Genomic DNA, 18,282 nt, shown 5'->3' with positions numbered 1-18,282 from the left:
ATGCACTTGCTCAGCACCCGCCCGGGTGGCTTTGTCGAAGACGACAGCATCATCACCCGGCTGGACCAGACGCCCGCCGAGATGGTGGTGCTCAGCTCGGCCGACACCACACTGTCTCTGCTGGCCGATGCATACCGGCTATGGCGGCAGTCTGAAGCGCCCGGGGCGGTTCCCACCTTGCGCCTGGCGAACCTGCTGCACCTGCGCCAGAGCGCATCGCTGGATCTGTACATCGATGAGGTACTGCAGCATGCCAGGCTGGTGATCGTTGATCACCTGGGCGCAGAATCGGCATGGCCCTATGGCATCAAGCAACTGCGCAAGCTTGCACTGCAGCGTGGGCAGCAACTGGCCATGTTCTCGGGAGACAGCCAGGAAGATGCCGAGCTGTTGGCCAAGGGCACATTGGCACCCGCGCAAAGCCGCGCGCTGTGGCAGTACCTGCGCGCAGGGGGCCTTGCCAATGCACGTGAGTTTCTGCGCATGGGTGCGGCCTGGGGATTGGGCAGCGATATGGACGCCGTGCCGGTGCGTGTGCTTCCCCCCGTGGCGGTGCATGTGCCTATCGCGTGGGTGAATTCTGAGCAGGGCCACGCCGGACCGGGCCACATCGCTGGCCTGGACGACCTGCAGGCACGATGGACGCAGGGCGCGCCGGTGGTCATGCTGGTGTTCTACCGTTCGCACCTGCTGGCCGCCAATACGGATGCCTTCGATGCCATGGCAGAGGCGCTGTTGGCCCAAGGGATGAACCCGCTGCCGCTGGCCCTGGAATCGCTGAAGGACTCGCTGTGCCTGCAAACCCTGCGCGCGCTGTGTGCGGCCCACGATGTGCAGCTCATCCTCAACACCACCGCATTTGCTGCACTGGGCGAACATGCGCGTGCGGGAACAGAGGCTGATGCCCTCGCGGGTGACATTCCGGTGCTGCAGGTGATTGCCAGCGGCGCCAACCGCGATGACTGGCTGGCCGACCACCAGGGCCTGCGCCCGCGCGACATTGCCATGCAGGTGGTGTTGCCCGAGATGGATGGCCGCATCATGACGCGCGCCATGAGCTTCAAGGGGCTGGCCCACCGTTGCGAGCTGACGCAGACCGATGTGGTGGCCTACCAGGCAGAGCCTGACCGGGTGCAGTGGGTTGCCGAGCTGGCGCGGCGCTGGTGCGTGCTGCGCAGCAAGCCCGCTGCCGACAAGCGTGTCGCACTGGTGCTGGCCAACTACCCCGGCAGCGAAGCGCGGATGGGCAGTGGCGTGGGCTTGGATACGCCCGCATCGGTGATCGCGCTGCTGGCGCAACTGGCGCGCGATGGCTGGAATCTGGGCGATCCTGCCGACTGGCCCGCAGACGGTCTGGCTTTGATGGAGCGCCTGCAGCAAGGCATTGCCAATGACCCTGCCAGGTGGCCACTGCGCCGTGCACACCAGGGCTACTCGCTGCAGGCCTACCGCCAGCGCCTGGCGCAACTGCCGGAGGGCATGGCCGATGCCATCACCCGGCGGTGGGGCACGCCCGAGCAGGACCCGATGTTGCGCGATGGCTGGTTCATGGTGGCCGGAGTGCAGCTGGGCCATGTGTTCGTCGGCATCCAGCCTGCGCGCTCGCTCGATGGCGGCAACGATTACGCCCAGTACCACGACGCCGAACTGGTGCCGCCGCACCATTATCTGGCCTTCTACTTCTGGCTGCGCGATGCGTTTGCGGTCGATGCCGTGGTGCATGTGGGCAAGCATGGCAATCTTGAATGGCTGCCGGGCAAGAGTCTGGCCTTGTCGCAGCAGTGCTGGCCTGATGCCATTCTGGGGCCGCTGCCCCATGTCTATCCCTTCATCGTCAACGACCCTGGCGAAGGCGCGCAGGCCAAGCGCCGCAGCCAGGCCGTCATCATCGATCACCTGATGCCGCCGCTCACGCGCGCCGAAAGCCACGGGCCCATGCAGGAGCTGGAGCGGCTGGTGGACGAATACTACGACGCACTCCTGGTGGACCAGCGCCGCGCTACCATGCTGCGCGGCCAGATTCTGGAGGCCGCCCGCAGCCAGGATCTGCTGCGCGAGTTGGGGGTGCAAGCCGGGCCGGGTGAGCAGGACGAGCAACTGCTGGAGCGCATCGACGCTTACCTGTGCGAGCTCAAGGAAACCCAGATTCGCGACGGTCTGCACATCTTCGGCAGCTCGCCTGAGGGCGCATTGCGCGACAGCACTTTGCTGGCGCTCGCGCGCTATCCGGCGCCGGGAGAGCAAGGGTTGCTCCATGCCCTGGCTGCCGACCTGCTGCCGGGTTGCGACTGGAATCCGCTTGACATGGATGCCGCTGCCGCATGGAATGGGCCGCGCCCGCAGGTGCTGGCCGATCTGGATGCGAGCCCCTGGCGCCATGGCGGCGACACGCGCGAGCGCCTGGAGCTGCTGGCGCTGCGCGTGCTGCAGGAACCAGCGGCAGCCCATGGCTGGCCGCAGACGCAACAGGTGCTGGCGCGCATCCACGAGCAGATCGCGCCAGCACTCGATGCCTGCGGTCATGAAGAACTGCGCCAGTTCTCACGTGCGTTGCGGGGGCGCTTTGTGCCACCGGGGCCCAGCGGCTCACCCTCGAGGGGGCGTTGCGATACCTTGCCCACGGGGCGCAATTTCTACACCGTGGATACGCGCGCCATCCCCACGCAGACTGCCTGGGCGCTGGGCCAGCAGGCCAGCGAGCGGCTGATCGCGCGCTACCTGCAGGAGCATGGCGAGTACCCCGCAGCCATTGGGATTTCGGTCTGGGGCACGGCGACCATGCGCACGGGTGGCGACGATATCGCCCAGGCTTTTGCACTGATGGGCGTGCGTCCCAAATGGGCGCCGGGCAGCCAGCGTGTGGTGGATTTCGAGGTCATTCCGCGTGTAGGCCTGCGCCGTCCGCGCGTGGATGTGACGCTGCGCATCAGTGGCTTTTTCCGCGACGCGTTTCCGGGCGTCGTGCAGATGTTCGATGCTGCCGTGCGCGCCGTGGCAGCGCAGGACGAGGATGCCGAGGACAACCCCATTCGCGCCCGCGTGCTGCGCGATGCCGCCACATGGGTGGAGCAGGGCATGGACGAAGCCCAGGCCCGCGAGCAGGCCTTGTGGCGCGTATTCGGTGCCCCTGCGGGCAGCTATGGTGCCAGCATGCACGAGCTGCTGCGCTCGGGCCAGTGGAACGATGCAGGTGATTTTGCTCGCCACTACCTGCACTGGGGCGCATTTGCCTACGGACAGCAGGCCGATGGGGTTTCGGCACGCCAGGCGCTGGAGCGCCGCATGCAGGGCCTGGATGTGGTGCTGCAGAACCAGGACAGCCGTGAGCACGATCTGCTGGATTCCAGCGAGTACTACCAGCACCAGGGCGGCATGGTGGCCGCCGTGCGCCACCTGGGCGGTGGCGAGCCGGCCGTCTACCACGGCGACCACGGAAACCCGCAATCGGCCAGGGTCCGTTCGCTGGCCGAAGAGATCGGCCGCGTGGTGCGCGCACGCGTCACCAACCCCAAGTGGATCACGGGCGCCATGCGCCATGGCTACAAGGGGGCATTCGAGATGGCGGCGACGGTGGACTATCTGTTTGGCTTCGACGCCACCACGCAACTGGTGTCAGACGCGCACTATGCATTGGTCACCGAAGCCTATGTGCAGAATGAGGTCGTGCGGCAATTTCTGCGCGACCACAATCCCCAGGCCCTGAGCGATATCGTGGGCCTCTTGCTCGAAGCCATTGACCGCGGCATGTGGGAACAGCCCAGCGCGCTGCACGATGCGCTGCTGGCACACATGCTGGCGCAGGAGGAATTCATGGAAGGACGGGTACGGCAATGACACCGACATTCCCTTTGTCTGCGATCCAGGGCCAGGCGCAACTGGTGCAGGCCTTGCTGCTCGCGGCCATTGAGCCCGCGCTGGGCGGCGTGCTGATCCAGGGGCCGCGCGGCACGGCCAAATCGACGGCGGCGCGCGCGCTGGCCGATCTGTTGGCGCCCGCGCCCTTTGTTACGCTGCCGCTGGGGGCGTCCATCGAGCATGTGGTGGGCAGCCTCGATCTGTCCAAGGCGCTGTCGGGCAATGAGGTGGCCTTTGCCCCCGGCTTGCTGGCCAGGGCGCATGGTGGCGTTCTCTATGTCGATGAGATCAATCTGCTGCCCGACGCCATCGTCGATGTGCTGCTGGATGTTGCAGCTTCGGGCGTGAACCGTGTGGAGCGCGATGGTATCTCGCATGATCACGCGGCGCGCTTCGTGCTGATCGGCACCATGAACCCCGAAGAAGGCATGCTGCGCCCGCAATTGCTGGACCGTCTGGGCCTGTGCGTGCAGCTTGCCAATGCGCAGGACCCGGCGCTGCGCAGCGCCATCGTCAAGGCGCGGCTGCGATTTGACCTCGATCCTGTTGATTTTTTGGCGACACACGCCACCCAGCAGACACACATGGCCGAACGCCTGAGGCAGGCCCGCGCGCGCTGCGCCGAAGCCGCCGAGCTGCCATGGAGCGATGCGGTGCATGAGGAAGTGGCGCGCCAGTGTATCGCCGCCTGCGTGGACGGGCTGCGCGCCGATCTGGTGATGCTGCGTGCGGCACGCGCGCTGGCTGTCTGGGAGGGCTGCAAAACCATCGAAAGCCGCCATGTGGCACAAGTGGCGCCCCTGGTGCTGTTGCATCGGGCCAACCAGACGGCAGGTGATGCCGCGCAACGGCAGGCCCCGTCTCCATCGTCCGCGTCTGCGCCAACGGCTGAGCAATCGCCCGTGTCGTCGCCCGAATCATTGCCCGACCCATCTCCAGCGGCGTCTGCACCATCGGCACTACCGGAGCAATCCGCAAACCCAGTGCAGAGCGGTCCCCCGGAGCGGAATCTGGAGCAACCGCCACCCGATTGGGGGGCGCCCCAGCCTATGGCCAGTGCGCCGGTTGCTGCGCTGCAGGCCGATGCGTTGGCGCAGGCTGCCATGGAGGCACTGGCCGCAAAAAAAGCCCGCGCCCCCGGCCTGCCGCGCTGACGCCATCGGCATACCGCTCCGGCCGGGGGCAGGCTTTTGCAGCCATGGCCAGTGCTGCGCTTGCAGGCCATGTGCAGCCCATGGCGCAACGCGAAGCGGGGGCTGTGCTGGATTGGCCTGCAACATTGCGCGCGCGCCAGAGCCAGCCTCTGGCAGACGAGCATCTGCGCTGGCGCCGGAGCCTGGGCGAGCCCCAGGCGCTCCATGTGTTTGCGCTGGACTGCTCGGCCTCCATGCTGGAGAGCGGCGCTTTCGCAAAAGCCAAGGGACTGCTGCTGCAATGGCTGCGCTGGGCCTATCTGCAGCGCTTGCCGGTGGCGCTGTTGTGCTTTGGCGCAGGGCAGCTTCAGTGGAAGCTGTTGCCGCGCCGGGCGCCGCAGTGGAACGCCGAGTTGATCGAGCCACTGCTCGGTGGCGGCGGAACGCCCTTGGCACCTGCCTTTCATGCAGCTTGGAAGCTTCTGGCCAAGCGGCCCGAGGCGCGCCCGCATCTTTGGGTGCTGAGCGATTTTCGCAGCGCCGATGTGCTGTCCTTGGTGCAGGAGGGGGCGCCTGCGCCTTTGCACGTTCTGGTGGATTGCGAGCCCGCTGCTCGCACAGGCCAGCGCGGTTTCGGTGGAGCGGAGCGCCTGGCAAAAGCCTGGCCCGGTGCCGTGCGGCTGCAACCATTTTGAACGGGCGCAGCGGCCATCTTGGGTACTGCGCTTTGCGCCTACGGCAGTGGCAATTGCCGCAGGCACTGCACGATGCGCCGTGCTGCTTCGTCAATGCGCGGTCCGGGCCGCACGAGTGCATCGAACTCCGCATTGGGAATGCGGCAATAGCGCTGGTTGCGCAGGGCGGCAATGCTGCCCCAGCCCTGGCGCTTGGGGGGTGGCACCGGCATGTCGGCCATGGTGATGATCACGTCGGGGTTGGCCCGTACCACGTATTCGGGACCGAGCTTGGGGTACATGGGCAGATCGCGCCCGGCAATGTTGACGAGTCCCAGGCCATGCAGGGTCTGGCCAATGAACGAGGCTTCGCCTGCAGCCGCCATGCCGCTGTGCAGTTCGAAGTACACCTTCTTGCCCTGCCACTGCCTGGGCATTTCGCTGCGCAGCACGGCCATGCGCTCGTGCATTTGCTGCCACAGCCGTGTGCCTGCGCCGGGCCGGCCCAGCAAGGTGGCCAGCACTTCCAGCTCGCGCGCCATGTCTTCGTAGGTCTGGGCGTTCAGTGTCAACACCTTGATCCCCAGGCTCTCCAGGCGTTCGTCCACCTTGTGGCCCGGGCGCGCCAGCACCACATCGGGCTTCAAGGCCACGATGCGTTCGATATCCGGGTCGCGCAGGCTGCCCACCTGGGGCAGCAAGGCCACCTGCTGGGGCCAGGTGGAAAAGCGGTCCACACCCACCAGTGTGTCGCACCCCCCCAACGCGCAGATGGCCTCGGTGAATGATGGCTGCAGCGAGACGATGCGGCGGGCAGGCGCCGCAAAGGCAATGGTTCGTTGCTTGGCATCGACGAGATGAACAGCACTACCAGCATTGGCGAGCACAGCCGGCGTGAGCACGGAGATGGCTGAGGACAGCGCCAGTACCTTGAGATAGTCGTTCATCTTCTTGTCGTGATGGGAATGCCTTGGCCGTATGCAATCTGCAGGCGCCAGATGCTCATATTTTAATAGTGAAGCCCTACCGTTTGCCGGACTGGCGCGGCGGATAGATGGCGCAGCTGCCAGCGGCGTCGCCGTGCTCCAGTGCACTGGCCTGCGCCTGCAGCAGCTCCAGGCTGCGTTCCAGCTGGTTTTGCTGCAGGGGATCGAGCACTGAGGCCAGTTGCAGGTTGATGGCGCGCACCTGCGGCAGCAGTTCGTCGTGCAGAGCCAGGCCTTCAGTTGTGAGCTGCAGTGCGGCACTGCGGCGATTGGCGCTGGAGGCCTCTTTGTGGAGCAGGCCCTTGGCTTGCATGGATGCGATGGCGCGCGAGATGCGTGCGCGGTCCAGCTCCAGGTGTGCGGCCAGCTCAGAAGGCGACAGACCTGGCGCGCGAGCCAGCCACATCAGCACGCCCCATTCGCGCCGCGTGATGCCATAGCGCCGCTCCAGCATGCGGGTAACCAGGCGCCCGGCAGCGGACGAGAGCTTGTGCAGGCGGTACATCAGCAGATCACCCGGCTGCTGCGGGTTGGCGAGCGCTGGTGTGCTGGCGGGGGCGGGCTGCGGCAGGCGCGGCATGCGGGTAAATCCTGTGAACAGTTGATTAGAACAATTGTGCCTGTGCTTTTTATATTGAGGTAACACGACCGAGGCGCAGCGGGTGACACAAGCTTATTTCCGCCAGTCATCAAAGCACCGGCAACATAAGAGCTACTAGCACAACCCAGCAAATCGTAGATTTGCGTTTGAGACGAGGCGCCGGGCCGCGTTAGGCGAAGCCGCAGGCAGTACAGACGTACGACAAGGCGAAGTAACGACGTATCAAGGGTTGTGGTAGTGGCTCCAAGCAGCATTGCTGTAACGATTCAAGGAGAGTTCCCCATGGTTCAACGCCGTCAATTTATTGGCCGCTCGGCGGCACTGGCCGCAGCGCCTGTTCTGGCCACCACGGCCGCCTTGTGGGCCACGCCTGTCCAGGCGCAGGAGGTGGTGCGCATCATCGTGGGCTACCCACCCGGCGGTGCGACGGATCGCGTGGCGCGCATCGTGGGCGACAAGCTGCAGGCCGAGATCGGCGCGAGCGTGATCGTAGAGAACAAGGTGGGTGCTGGCGGCCGTGTAGCGGCGCAGTACGTCAAAAACGTCCCGGCCAGCCAGCCGATGCTGATGCTGGCGAACCCCGCCGTGATGGTGGTGGCGCCCTTGGTGGTGGGCGATCTGGGCTACGACGCCGACAAGGATTTTGTGCCGGTGAGCGAGGTGAACAGCTATGTGTTTGGCGTGGCGGTGTCGAGTGCCGTGCCGGTCAAGGAGATGCAGCATCTGCTGGCGTGGCTCAAGGCCAATCCGGCCAAAGCCAACATCGGCGTACCCGCGACAGGCAGCCTGCCGCACTTTTTTGCGCTGATGCTGGGCCAGCAGGCGGGCGTGCAGGCCGAAGCCGTGGGGTACAAAGGCTCGTCGCCGCTGCTGACCGATCTGATGGGCGGGCAGGTGCCGGTGGCGGTCGATACGCTCGACACCCTGGTGCAGCAGCACAACGCGGGCAAGCTGCGCATTCTGGCTGTGAGCGGCGACGCGCGCAATGCTGCCGTGCCCCAGGTGCCTACCTTGAAGGAAGCTGGCGTGAACCTGGCCGCTGCAGGCTGGAACACCTTTTTCGCCCCCAAGGCGATGCCGGCTGCGCAGGTACAGCGCTACGCCGATGCGATCCAGAAGGTAATGAAGGACCCCGAGGTACACAAACAGTTCGCTGCCAACTACCTGGATCCGGTGGTCAGCAACAGGGCCCAGACGCAGCAACGCCTGGAGGCCTACAGGAAGCAATGGGCGCCGGTGATCCAGGCGTCCGGCTACAAGCCTTGATGGATGTTGAGAGCCACGCCGTGGGCGCTGGAGGCCGGTCTCTGGGAGCAGGGTGCTGATTGCTATTGTTTTTGAATGCCAGGCGCGCACCAGGTGCGCGCTGAGGGCAGATTTGATCTGAATACTGTGTTGAAAAGACCGAACATCATCTTTATCGTGGCCGATGACCTGGGCTATGCCGATCTGGGCTGTTATGGCGGGCGCGATGCCAGCTTTGGCGCCGTATCTCCCCACATTGATGCACTGGCAGCGGCGGGCCTACTACTCTCGCAGGGCTATTCCAACTCGCCCGTGTGCTCGCCCACGCGCTTTGCGTTGATGACGGCGCGCTACCAGTACCGGCTGCGCGGTGCGCTGGAGGAGCCCATCCGCACCGCCACGCGCGGCAACCCCGACCTGGGCCTGCCGCCGCACATGCCCACCTTGCCTTCCTTGTTGAAGGAGGCTGGCTACCGCACCGCGCTGATGGGCAAGTGGCATCTGGGCTATCCGCCGCACTTCAGCCCGCTCAAATCGGGGTATGAGGAGTTCTTCGGTCCCATGTCGGGCGGTGTGGATTACTTCACCCATTGCGGCGCCAACGGCCAGCATGACCTGTGGTTTGGCGAGGCCGAGCGTGCACAGCAAGGCTACCTGACCGACCTGATCACCGACTACTCGCTGGATTACATCGAGCGCATGGCAGAAGGCGCTCGGGGAGACACGCCTTTCTTCCTGAGCGTGCATTACACCGCGCCGCACTGGCCGTGGGAGACGCGCGACGACGAGGCGCTTTCGCGCGAACTGGTGGAGAACCAGCAGGCCATCTACCACCTGCACGGCGGCAGCGTCGATACCTACCGCCGCATGATCCACCACATGGACGAGGGCATCGGCCGCATCGTGGCGGGCCTGCAGGCGCAGGGCCTGCTGGAGGACACGCTGATTGTCTTTACCAGCGACAACGGTGGCGAACGCTTTTCGGACAACTGGCCGCTCGTTGGCGGCAAGATGGATCTGACCGAGGGCGGCATCCGCGTGCCCTGGGTGGCGCATTGGCCGCGCCTGATTGCGCCGGGCAGCCAAAGTCGCCAGACCTGCATGACCATGGACTGGAGCGCAACCATGTTGCACATCGGTGGCGCCAAGCCCCAGGCCGACTTTCCGCTGGACGGCCAATCCTTGATGGCGCTTTTGGAAAACCCGTTGTGGAGCAATGACCGACCACTGTTCTGGCGCATGAACCACCGCGGTCAGCGCGCCATGCGCCATGGCGACTGGAAGTACCTGCGCGTCGATGGCATTGACTATCTCTTCAATCTGAAGGCGGATGAGCGCGAACGCGCCAATCTCGCGACCGTGATGCCCGAGCGCCTGGCCAGCATGCTGCTTGCCTGGGAAAGCTGGAGTGCGACGATGCCAGCCATCCCCGACGACGCGACCGTGAGCCTGTGCTACACCGAGGACGATATGCCGCAGCGTTGAAACAGCGGCTGGTGCTGCAAAAACAGAACTGCCAGCGCCCTTGAGAAGGGTGCTGGCAGCTTTTTTATTTGCGCAGTGGCAACGCGGCACGGGTGCCGCTGCACTCGCGCTACTTGGTGGCGGCCGGTATTTTGCTCAGCGGCGCGGGTACGGGTTGGGGGACGCCATTGTTTTTGCAGCCTTTGGCCGCATCCCAATCGGCGCCCACGGGGAATCCGTCGCCCAGCAGCAGCGCCGAAGACAGTGGTTTGCCGTCAAAATCCACCGCCTGGGCCTTGGCGGTGATGACGCCCTGCAGGCCCGTGGGGCTGGGCATGGACAGCACTTCACAGGTGACTTGCTTGGACAACTGTCCGTTGTTGATACGCTGTACGAAATAGGCGGTAAAGCCTTCGGCATGGGTCACCGTGGATGCCAGCAGCGTTGCCGCCAGGGCCAGGGATGTGCGAATGTGCATCAAAGTCTCCTGAATCAATCAATGTTCAATGGATAGGGCGGTAAGACGCCTCTCAGCCTTGGGCCCGGCGGCGGCGTGCGCCCAGTGCAGCGAACCCTGCCAGCAATGCCGACAGCATACCCAACGCCCAGGTGCCCAGCGAAGGCACGGCAGTGGCGGTGGCCGGTGGCGTGGTGACCAGGGCCAGCATCAGCCCGCCGTCCTGGCTGGACTGCAGGGTATAGGTCTGGCCGTTGATCACCAGCGGTGCGGACAGCACAAAGCTGTTGGCGGGCACAGGCTGCGTACTCTTGATGAGCTGCAGTCCGTTGAGGGTGGCTGGGTCGATATTCTGCAGGCCGGACAGGCTCAGCGTGGTCTGGCCGCTCACCGCGCCATTGATCACGATCGTATCCGGCACGACGGCGGCCTTGGTGGTGGCCGTGGCGCTTTTGGCGGCGGCTGCAGGCGCCAGATCCAGCTTGACGGTGCCTTGCTGTCCCACCCAAGGGCCGTTCACGGTCAAGGTCTGGCCGGCAATGCCGTCTGCCAGGTTGACGGTGCCGCCATTGCGGATACCTGCCGCACTCGCGTTGCCGCTTGCGGTGATGTCGAGGGTGGCACCGCTCGCAATGATGATCTGGCTGGTGGCCAGTGCGGTTTCCACGCCGGTGCGCAGGCTGCCCGCATCAATGCGGGTGCCTCCGGTATGGGTTGCATTGGCGGCCAGCGTCAGGTTGCCCGTGCCGGTCTTGACCAGCGTGCCCACGTAGTCTGCATCGGTCTTGGCGGCCAACTGGTCGATACGCGCCTGCCACGCGGCGAGGCCTGCATCCACACTGGTGTTGTTGTACCCTGCATAGGCCTGGATATAGGCCGCCATGGCAGCAAGATCCCGGCCATTGACAAATTTGTCGTAAGTGGTTTTGAACGTGGCATTGGTACGCCAGTCGGGGTACAGGTTCTGGTCTTCCAGTGCTGCCAGCAACGGTTTGCCGTAGGTCACATCGGCCAGCAACTCGTTGCGCAGATTGTCGGCGGCAGAGGCTGGCGTTGTCGGCAGGTCGAATATGGCCTTGAGCTTGACCAGTGCGTTTTCATAGCCCGCCAACACTTCGGGCGTGATGGCCGGAATATTGAATTTCTCTTTCTGCAGCAGGTCGCGATTGGTGGGCCACTCGGCAATTTCCTGCTGGTCGTCCACCCTGCGCTGCTTCAGAGCGGCCTCAGTGATCGGGTTGGTCCATACGTCCGAGGCGCTGCCAGCAATCTGGGCCTCGAAGGTGCCCAGCAACTGGCTCGGGCCGGACATGGCCTTGTCCATATCCGGCACACCCCAGCCAAAGCGCGCATTGGGCACATCTTCGGGGCCATCGCCCAGGTGGCGCGAGGTGGTCAGCAGCACGGTACGCACCGCCTGGTTGGAGAGGGTGGGGTAACGCTCCATCAGCACGCCCAACGCGCCGGTCACATGAGGCGCGGCCATGGAGGTTCCGCTGGAGCTGACATAGGCGGTGGTTTGCGTGGCTTCGTTGGCCGTTGCGCTGAGACTTTTGATGAGATGCCCTGGCGCCGAGACACACCAGTATTTGGCCAGACCGCAATGCTGCGAAAACGAGGCAAGCGTCAGCGGAGCGGTGTTGGTCAGCGCTGGCACCGCGATCCAGTTGGCTTCGATGTCGGACTTGAAGAACGGTACCGCCGAGCGCAGGTTGACATTGGGGTACTGGGTATTGCCAGCTGCAAACACCTGCAGCGCCTCGGTGCCGCGGGTGACGTCAACAACCGCATCCAGCCAGGTCTTGTCCTTCGCATCGGGCTCCAGCCGGGCGTGGGTGGCCAGGAAATACTTGCCAAAGTTGCGCACCAGGCTGGTGAGCGTCGAGGTGTCGCGGGTGGTGCCGGGGCTGCCCCAACTGCTGTTGGTGACACGTACCCCTTGTGCGATCAGGTCGCCGTAGGCAGCCTTGAAGTAGTTGTAATCCATGTTGGAGCCGTAGATTGCGGCGTCGGCCCCGTTGGTGTTGGCGATGTAGTACCTGCTGTTGAAGGCCACACCCATCATGCTGGTTGCATCACCTGTCTTGGCCGCAGCAATGGTGCCCGAGACATGGCTGCCGTGGTTGTCGTTGACTCGCTCTGCTGAGGGCTTGGTGAAGTCGTAGTTGATGGCGCCATTCACGTTGAAAGCGTCGCCTGCATTCCAGGCACCTTTGCGGGTGGGGGGCACCAGATAGCCGCTGTTCAGATACGTGCCCGAGACCGTGATGGCGACGGGATCGCGGTTGACAAACTTGACGTGGTTGAGCCGCAGGCCGGAGTCGACCGAGCCCACCTTCACATCCTTGCCCGAGAAGCCACGCGCGTAGGCAAATTGCGCGTTCATGGCGCCCAGGCCCCAATCGCCCTTGAACTCGCCGTGGTCGGCCCAGGTCTGGGCGGCTTCGGCCAGATCGGTGTTGGAGCTGCCGTCGTAGTTGGTATAGACCTGCGCAGACGCGGATGCGGCCCACGCAGGAGCCAACACCACCAGAACGGCGCGCTGGATGGAATGCCACTGAGGGGCCCGCTGATGGCGCGGGCGCGAGAAAGGATAGGCTACCGCCATGTTGTCTCCTGGTAATTTATCTTTGTGATAGGCCTAGTGAGCGCAATAAATTGGCGTAATGAGACCTATTGAGGAACCACAATGTAGTCAGATGGACAGCAGTAGCGGGCCTTGCAGTTGTATTTATTTGAAACTAAATGTTTCTTTTGTGCGTTTCTCAGAAGAGAACAATGCCAGGTACTCGGGAAAACGATGAACTTGCCGACTGGTGATTGGCCTTTGCCAGTGCAGGGAAGACCGTGCCGTACCATATCCATAAAAAATAGCTGCTTGCGCCCATCTGACGGGCACAAGCAGCTATTGTTTCAGGAGTAACGGGTTACTGACCCGACTTGTGACGGCCTTCCTGCACATCCCGGCGTACCTCTTGCACGGTGGCCAGAAAGTCCCAGAACTGGCGGGCCTGCTTCTTGAACTGGTAGTCCATCTCGCCCATCTGGTCTTCCACGAGATCGGCCATGCGGGTGTCCAGGCGGGCGGGAGGCAGCTTGAGGTAGGCCTCGGATTCGGAGCCGTCGCGCTCCACCGTGGCTCCGGCCTTGCGGGCGATCTTGAGCATGGCGGTGTTTTCCGACAGTGCATGGATGAACAGGAGGTGCACGCCCTTGGTTCGCGCGTCCATGGCCGCACGCTCGAACAGGCGGCTGCCCAGGCCCTTGCCTCGGCCGGTCTTGAGCACCGACACGCCAAACTCTGCGCAGCTTTCCATGTCGGACGACGCTGGCGCATAGGCCACATGAGCCATGGCGATGAGCTTGAGGCTGCGGTTGTACACGCCGAAGATCTCGTCGCGCTCGAAATTCAGGTTGTCCACGTAGCGCTGGATCTGCGCGTCGCTGGCGGCATATCCAAAGCGCAGATAGCGGTCATGCTCGTCCAGGCTCAGCAAGTGGGCGAGGATGCGAGGACGATGGCGTTCACTGAGGGCGCGGATCGGAACCATAGAGGAAGAAGTGCTGCGCTTCCTGCCGTCGGGGTTCTGCTGGTTGCCATTGCCCATACGGCCAAAGAAGGGGAAAAAAGCCATCATGCCGTTGGCAACGGATGAGGGGAACCATTCTTTCGTCGTGATCATGATGCAAATATACGGGTTAACCCGTGTATTATCAATCATGCTGCAATGCAGCATCTACCATGTGTAAACCTTACCCTCCGCTTACAGAGGATATTGCAGCCAGCACTGGCGCGGCTTTGCGGCCGTTTGCTGCTGTAAAAAGGGCTTGTCAACAAAGGTCAGGGTACAGGGCAAATACTGCGTTGGCTCAAACAAAGTGCGGGGGAGAAAGCAACGCCGGAACAACTTGCCTGCGCGCACAGTCCCTCAGGACGACAGGCCGGGCTGCACGGGCAGGGCTGTGGTGACCTTGACGCGGTCCAGCACGAAGCTGGTCTTGCAATCCTGCACGGAAGGGTGGCGCAGCAGGGTGTCCATCACAAAGCGGCTGTAGTGGGCCATGTCGGCCACCACCACGCGCAGCAGGTAGTCCATGTCACCGGTCAGGGCCACGCATTCCACCACCTCGGGCCAGGTCTGCACGCTGGCGCGGAACAGGTCCAGCGGGTTGCGCTTGCTCGCTTCGGTGAATTTCTCCAGCCGAACATTGAGGTAGGCCGTCATCGACAAACCTACCGACTCGGGTTTGACGAGGGCCACATAGCGCTCGATCACGCCCATTTCCTCCAGTCGTTTGACGCGGCGCAGCACGGCGCTGGACGATAGACCCACCTGCTCGCCGATCACGTCATAGGTTTCGCGGCCGTTGTGCTGCAGGCGCTGGAGGATGGCGCGGTCCAGTTTGTCCAGAGGGTAGGGTGTGGAATTCATGGCGAAGGCAGGATGGGAAACCGGCGATATTGCACTGCAACAGCGAATGTTCTTCAATTCAGGCAATTTTATTGCATGAATTTAAAGAAAATTGCAGATAAATAATATAAAAGAGAGTTTTCATGCTTCAAATCGCCAAAAACATGCGGGTCAGAATCGGTACAGTGGCATTGTTTTCCGCGCGGGGCGATCGCCCTCGCGCTCTCGCCTCAAGACGATTCACAGGAGACCTGCGATGACAGCCGCTACCCCCCACCAGACCATCGAATTCACCACCTGGGACAACCCCATGGGCACCGATGGCTTCGAGTTTATCGAATACGCCGCACCCGATCCGGTGGCCATGGGCAAGGTGTTCGAATCCATGGGTTTCAAGCCTGTCGCACGCCATCGCCACAAGAACGTCACCCTGTACCGCCAGGGTGATATCAACTTCATCATCAATGCCGAGCCCGACAGCTTTGCCCAGCGCTTTGCCCGCCTGCATGGCCCCAGTGTGTGCGCCATTGCGTTCCGCGTACAGGACGCCAAGGCGGCCTACGAGCGTGCGCAGAACCTGGGTGCCTGGGGTTATGCCGGCCAGGCGGGGCCTGGCGAGCTGAACATTCCCGCGATCAAGGGCATTGGCGACAGCCTGATCTATCTGGTGGACCGCTGGCGCGGCAAGAACGGCGCGCAGCCGGGTGATATCGGCAATATCGGCTTTTTCGACGTCGATTTTGAACCGCTGCCTGGCGTGACCGCCGAAGAAGCGCTCAACCCCAAGGGTTTTGGCCTGACCTATATCGACCACCTGACGCACAACGTGCACCGTGGCCGCATGGACGAGTGGGCGGATTTTTACGAGCGTCTGTTCAACTTCCGCGAGGTCAAGTACTTCGATATTGAAGGACAGGTCACCGGCGTCAAGAGCAAGGCCATGACCAGCCCCTGCGGGAAGATCCGCATTCCGATCAATGAAGAGGGCAAGGAAAAGGCGGGCCAGATTCAGGAATACCTGGACATGTACAACGGCGAAGGCATTCAGCACATCGCCATGGGCTCGAACAACCTGTACGACACCGTGGACCAGTTACGCGCCGGAGGCGTGCGCCTGCTGGACACCATCGATACCTACTATGAGTTGATTGACAAGCGCCTGCCCGACCACGGCGAGAACGTGGCGGAGCTGAAAAAGCGCAAGATTCTGGTGGACGGCGCGGGCCGCAAGCTGCTGCTGCAGATCTTCAGCGAAAACCAGCTGGGCCCGATCTTCTTCGAGTTCATCCAGCGCAAGGGCGACGATGGCTTTGGCAACGGCAACTTCAAGGCGCTGTTCGAAAGCATCGAACTGGACCAGATGCGCCGGGGTGTTTTGTAAGTTTATTGTAAGGATTCCTGGCGGGCGGTAGCCACTCTCTCTATACTCCGGAGCGCTCAACATAGTTACCTTGGAAACATTGTGAAACGCTCTTTTGTATTCGCCGCGCTGCTGTGTGGTTCGGTTTTTGGTGCGCTGGCGCAGAATGCCAGCCAGCCATTGACCTTCGTCGTGCCCTATCCGCCCGGCGGTCCGCTGGACACCTCCGCCCACATGCTGGCCCAAGGCGCCAAGCAGGCGCTGGGCAGCATCACCGTCACCAACAAGCCTGGGGCAGGCGGTGCCACGGGTGCGGCCCTGATCGCCCATGCCAAGCCCCAGGAAAATCTGGTGGTGATGGGCGCCGTGGCGACGCACGCGGTGCTGCCCTACCTGGGAACGCCCCCTGCCTATGACGCGCAGAAGGATTTCAAGCCATTGATCCTGGTCGCTCGCGTGCCCAACGTCCTGGTGATGAAGAAGGAACGCGCGGCGCAACTGGGGATCAAAAGCACATCGGATGCAGTGGCCTATATCAAGGCCAATCCGGGGGTGCTGAAGATGGGTACCGGTGGTAACGGCAGCATTGGTCATATCGCCAGCGAGATGTTCAGGTCGCTGGCCAACCTGCAACTGCAGAACCACCCCTATGCCGGCGCAGCGCCTGCGCAAAAGGCGCTGATGGGCGGTGAGGTGGACATGGTGTTCGACAACCTCGCCTCCGCGCTTCCGCTGATCAACAGTGGCGAGCTGGTGGCCCTGTCCGTGACCACGCCGGACCGCAATGTGGCCTTGCCCAAGGTGCCCAGCGTGAACGAGGCCATGCCTGGTTTCGATGTGGCCACCTGGTTTGGCGTATTTGCCCCGGCCAGCCTGCCCGACAAGGATGCGCAGCGCTATGCCTATGCATTCCAGACGGCGCTGGCCGACCCTCAGTTCAAGGATGCCTATCGCAAGATGGGCATTGCGCCCGAAGACATGCGTTTGCAGGAGTTGTCGCACTTTGTCGGCCAGGAGGGCCGCAAGTTTCAATTTTTGATTAATACGATCAAGATCAAGGCCAACTGAGCGCTTGCGGTTCGCAGGTGCTGGTGGTCTTCTATAACGAGATAGGAGTACACAATGGGACAAGCACCTGTGGTCTATGGTCAATCCGACCGCCCGCCGCGCGGCGACTACAGCCGCGCAAGCAGCGACTACACCTGCGCGCAGGATTACGCGGCCTATACGGAGGCGGACCACGATACCTACCGCCGTCTCTATGCGCGCCAGAAGGCACTGTTGCCCGGGCTGGCCAGTCAGGCGTTCATCGATGCCTTGCCATCGCTCGGCGCCGAAGACCGCATTCCGCGCTTTGAGGACATCAATGCACGCCTCAAGCCTGCCACGGGGTGGGAGATTGTGGCCGTGCCCGGTCTGATTCCGGAAGTGCCCTTTTTCAGCCTGCTGGCCAACCGCCAGTTTCCCGTGACCGACTGGATTCGCAAGCCTGAAGAGTTCGACTACGTGGTCGAGCCCGATATCTTTCACGACCTGTTCGGCCATGTGCCGCTGCTGTTCAACCCGGTGATTGCCGACTTCATCCAGGCCTATGGGCAAGGGGGCTTGCGCGCCTCGGAGCTGGGCGCTTGCGAGCTGCTCTCGCGTGTGTACTGGTACACCATCGAGTTCGGCCTGATCCGCGAGGCAGGTGGCGTCCGGGCCTACGGTGCGGGCATTCTCAGCTCTTCGGGCGAGCTGGCCTACAGCGTGACCAGCCCCGAGCCGCATCGTCTGCCGCTGCAGCTGGAGCGCGCCATGCGCACACGCTACAAGATCGACACCTTCCAGCAGACCTATTTCGTCATCGATTCGATGCAGCAACTGCTGGATTTCGCGGCGACCGATTTTGCCCCGCTGTACGAAAAACTGCGCGAACAGCCCACCATTGCTGCCAACGCCTTGCTGCCAGGCGAGACAACGCTGGCGCCATAGCACGGGCCATGGCACGCCACTGAAGCAGATAGCCAGAGATTTTCGGGCTTTGGCGCTTGTTGGTATTGTGCCAATTGCTATCAAAATAAAAGCATCCGCCGTTGCGAGACGGCAGATGCTT

At 63.2% G+C, this 18,282-nt stretch carries 14 protein-coding genes; 8 read left to right on the top strand and 6 right to left on the bottom strand.

Translation table 11 applies throughout. The annotated features are described in order from the left end of the window. Genes cobN through LAD35_RS18740 form a run of 3 tightly spaced genes read left to right on the top strand, consistent with a single transcriptional unit; the run spans position 1 to position 5,683 of the window. The gene (gene cobN / locus LAD35_RS18750) at positions 1–3,834 is read left to right on the top strand and encodes a cobaltochelatase subunit CobN (RefSeq protein WP_224150451.1); all 3,834 of its coding nucleotides are present in this window, start codon (positions 1–3) and stop codon (positions 3,832–3,834) included. Beyond that, a complete protein-coding gene (locus tag LAD35_RS18745) occupies positions 3,831–5,009 on the top strand; it encodes an ATP-binding protein (RefSeq protein WP_224150450.1) in 1,179 nt (392 codons plus the stop codon). Before cobN ends, LAD35_RS18745 begins: the two co-directional genes overlap by 4 nt. Before the next feature lie 44 nt (positions 5,010–5,053). Further along, positions 5,054–5,683 (top strand): vWA domain-containing protein, encoded by a 630-nt coding sequence (locus tag LAD35_RS18740; protein ID WP_224150449.1) that lies wholly within the window; start codon positions 5,054–5,056, stop codon positions 5,681–5,683. A gap of 38 nt (positions 5,684–5,721) precedes the next feature. On the opposite strand, the gene LAD35_RS18735 is transcribed toward LAD35_RS18740, so the two are convergent. Both LAD35_RS18735 and LAD35_RS18730 read right to left on the bottom strand, forming a co-directional pair. Further along, on the bottom strand, positions 5,722–6,609 hold the full coding sequence (locus tag LAD35_RS18735; RefSeq protein ID WP_224150448.1) for an ABC transporter substrate-binding protein: 888 nt from the start codon (positions 6,607–6,609) through the stop codon (positions 5,722–5,724). Positions 6,610–6,685: 76 nt separating this feature from the next. Further along, complete coding sequence (locus LAD35_RS18730; protein WP_224150447.1) at positions 6,686–7,228, bottom strand: MarR family winged helix-turn-helix transcriptional regulator; 543 nt, start codon at positions 7,226–7,228, stop codon at positions 6,686–6,688. 303 nt (positions 7,229–7,531) lie between these two features. Here LAD35_RS18730 and LAD35_RS18725 point away from each other — a divergent pair, with 303 nt between their 5' ends. Both LAD35_RS18725 and LAD35_RS18720 read left to right on the top strand, forming a co-directional pair. After that, positions 7,532–8,515 carry a Bug family tripartite tricarboxylate transporter substrate binding protein gene (locus LAD35_RS18725; protein ID WP_224150446.1) on the top strand — a complete coding sequence of 328 codons (984 nt, stop codon included), beginning with the start codon at positions 7,532–7,534 and terminating at the stop codon, positions 8,513–8,515. A gap of 75 nt (positions 8,516–8,590) precedes the next feature. Beyond that, on the top strand, positions 8,591–9,979 hold the full coding sequence (locus tag LAD35_RS18720) for a sulfatase family protein (protein ID WP_224150445.1): 1,389 nt from the start codon (positions 8,591–8,593) through the stop codon (positions 9,977–9,979). Between the two features lie 109 nt (positions 9,980–10,088). Here the strand turns inward: LAD35_RS18720 and LAD35_RS18715 are convergent, their stop codons facing one another. The 4 genes from LAD35_RS18715 to LAD35_RS18700 form a co-directional block, all read right to left on the bottom strand. After that, entirely contained in the window at positions 10,089–10,436 is a 348-nt protein-coding gene (locus LAD35_RS18715) for a hypothetical protein (protein WP_224150444.1), read from the bottom strand. A gap of 52 nt (positions 10,437–10,488) precedes the next feature. Next, entirely contained in the window at positions 10,489–13,023 is a 2,535-nt protein-coding gene (locus tag LAD35_RS18710; RefSeq protein ID WP_224150443.1) for an IPTL-CTERM sorting domain-containing protein, read from the bottom strand. 319 nt (positions 13,024–13,342) lie between these two features. Continuing rightward, the gene (locus LAD35_RS18705; RefSeq protein ID WP_224150442.1) at positions 13,343–14,098 is read right to left on the bottom strand and encodes a GNAT family N-acetyltransferase; all 756 of its coding nucleotides are present in this window, start codon (positions 14,096–14,098) and stop codon (positions 13,343–13,345) included. 246 nt (positions 14,099–14,344) lie between these two features. Then, positions 14,345–14,848, bottom strand: a complete 504-nt coding sequence (locus LAD35_RS18700) for an Lrp/AsnC family transcriptional regulator (protein ID WP_224150441.1) — start codon at positions 14,846–14,848, stop codon at positions 14,345–14,347. Positions 14,849–15,083: 235 nt separating this feature from the next. Here LAD35_RS18700 and hppD point away from each other — a divergent pair, with 235 nt between their 5' ends. From hppD to phhA, 3 genes are all read left to right on the top strand, one after another. Beyond that, the gene (gene hppD, locus LAD35_RS18695; RefSeq protein ID WP_224150440.1) at positions 15,084–16,208 is read left to right on the top strand and encodes a 4-hydroxyphenylpyruvate dioxygenase; all 1,125 of its coding nucleotides are present in this window, start codon (positions 15,084–15,086) and stop codon (positions 16,206–16,208) included. Positions 16,209–16,289: 81 nt separating this feature from the next. Then, entirely contained in the window at positions 16,290–17,255 is a 966-nt protein-coding gene (locus LAD35_RS18690) for a Bug family tripartite tricarboxylate transporter substrate binding protein (protein ID WP_317986717.1), read from the top strand. Positions 17,256–17,309: 54 nt separating this feature from the next. After that, on the top strand, positions 17,310–18,161 hold the full coding sequence (phhA, locus tag LAD35_RS18685) for a phenylalanine 4-monooxygenase (RefSeq protein WP_224150439.1): 852 nt from the start codon (positions 17,310–17,312) through the stop codon (positions 18,159–18,161). The last annotated feature ends 121 nt before the right edge of the window (positions 18,162–18,282 follow it).

Source organism: Comamonas odontotermitis (assembly GCF_020080045.1).
GTDB classification, from domain to species: domain Bacteria; phylum Pseudomonadota; class Gammaproteobacteria; order Burkholderiales; family Burkholderiaceae_C; genus Comamonas; species Comamonas odontotermitis.
This window is presented reverse-complemented; position numbering and strand designations above follow the sequence as displayed.

Bases quoted from the DNA above. Each gene is read 5' to 3' on its own strand.
- cobN (WP_224150451.1), top strand. From the start codon at position 1: ATGCACTTGCTCAGCACCCGCCCGGGTGGCTTTGTCGAAGACGACAGC.
- LAD35_RS18745 (WP_224150450.1), top strand. From the start codon at position 3,831: ATGACACCGACATTCCCTTTGTCTGCGATCCAGGGCCAGGCGCAACTG.
- LAD35_RS18740 (WP_224150449.1), top strand. From the start codon at position 5,054: ATGGCCAGTGCTGCGCTTGCAGGCCATGTGCAGCCCATGGCGCAACGC.
- LAD35_RS18735 (WP_224150448.1), bottom strand. From the start codon at position 6,609: ATGAACGACTATCTCAAGGTACTGGCGCTGTCCTCAGCCATCTCCGTG.
- LAD35_RS18730 (WP_224150447.1), bottom strand. From the start codon at position 7,228: ATGCCGCGCCTGCCGCAGCCCGCCCCCGCCAGCACACCAGCGCTCGCC.
- LAD35_RS18725 (WP_224150446.1), top strand. From the start codon at position 7,532: ATGGTTCAACGCCGTCAATTTATTGGCCGCTCGGCGGCACTGGCCGCA.
- LAD35_RS18720 (WP_224150445.1), top strand. From the start codon at position 8,591: ATGCCAGGCGCGCACCAGGTGCGCGCTGAGGGCAGATTTGATCTGAAT.
- LAD35_RS18715 (WP_224150444.1), bottom strand. From the start codon at position 10,436: ATGCACATTCGCACATCCCTGGCCCTGGCGGCAACGCTGCTGGCATCC.
- LAD35_RS18710 (WP_224150443.1), bottom strand. From the start codon at position 13,023: ATGGCGGTAGCCTATCCTTTCTCGCGCCCGCGCCATCAGCGGGCCCCT.
- LAD35_RS18705 (WP_224150442.1), bottom strand. From the start codon at position 14,098: ATGATCACGACGAAAGAATGGTTCCCCTCATCCGTTGCCAACGGCATG.
- LAD35_RS18700 (WP_224150441.1), bottom strand. From the start codon at position 14,848: ATGAATTCCACACCCTACCCTCTGGACAAACTGGACCGCGCCATCCTC.
- hppD (WP_224150440.1), top strand. From the start codon at position 15,084: ATGACAGCCGCTACCCCCCACCAGACCATCGAATTCACCACCTGGGAC.
- phhA (WP_224150439.1), top strand. From the start codon at position 17,310: ATGGGACAAGCACCTGTGGTCTATGGTCAATCCGACCGCCCGCCGCGC.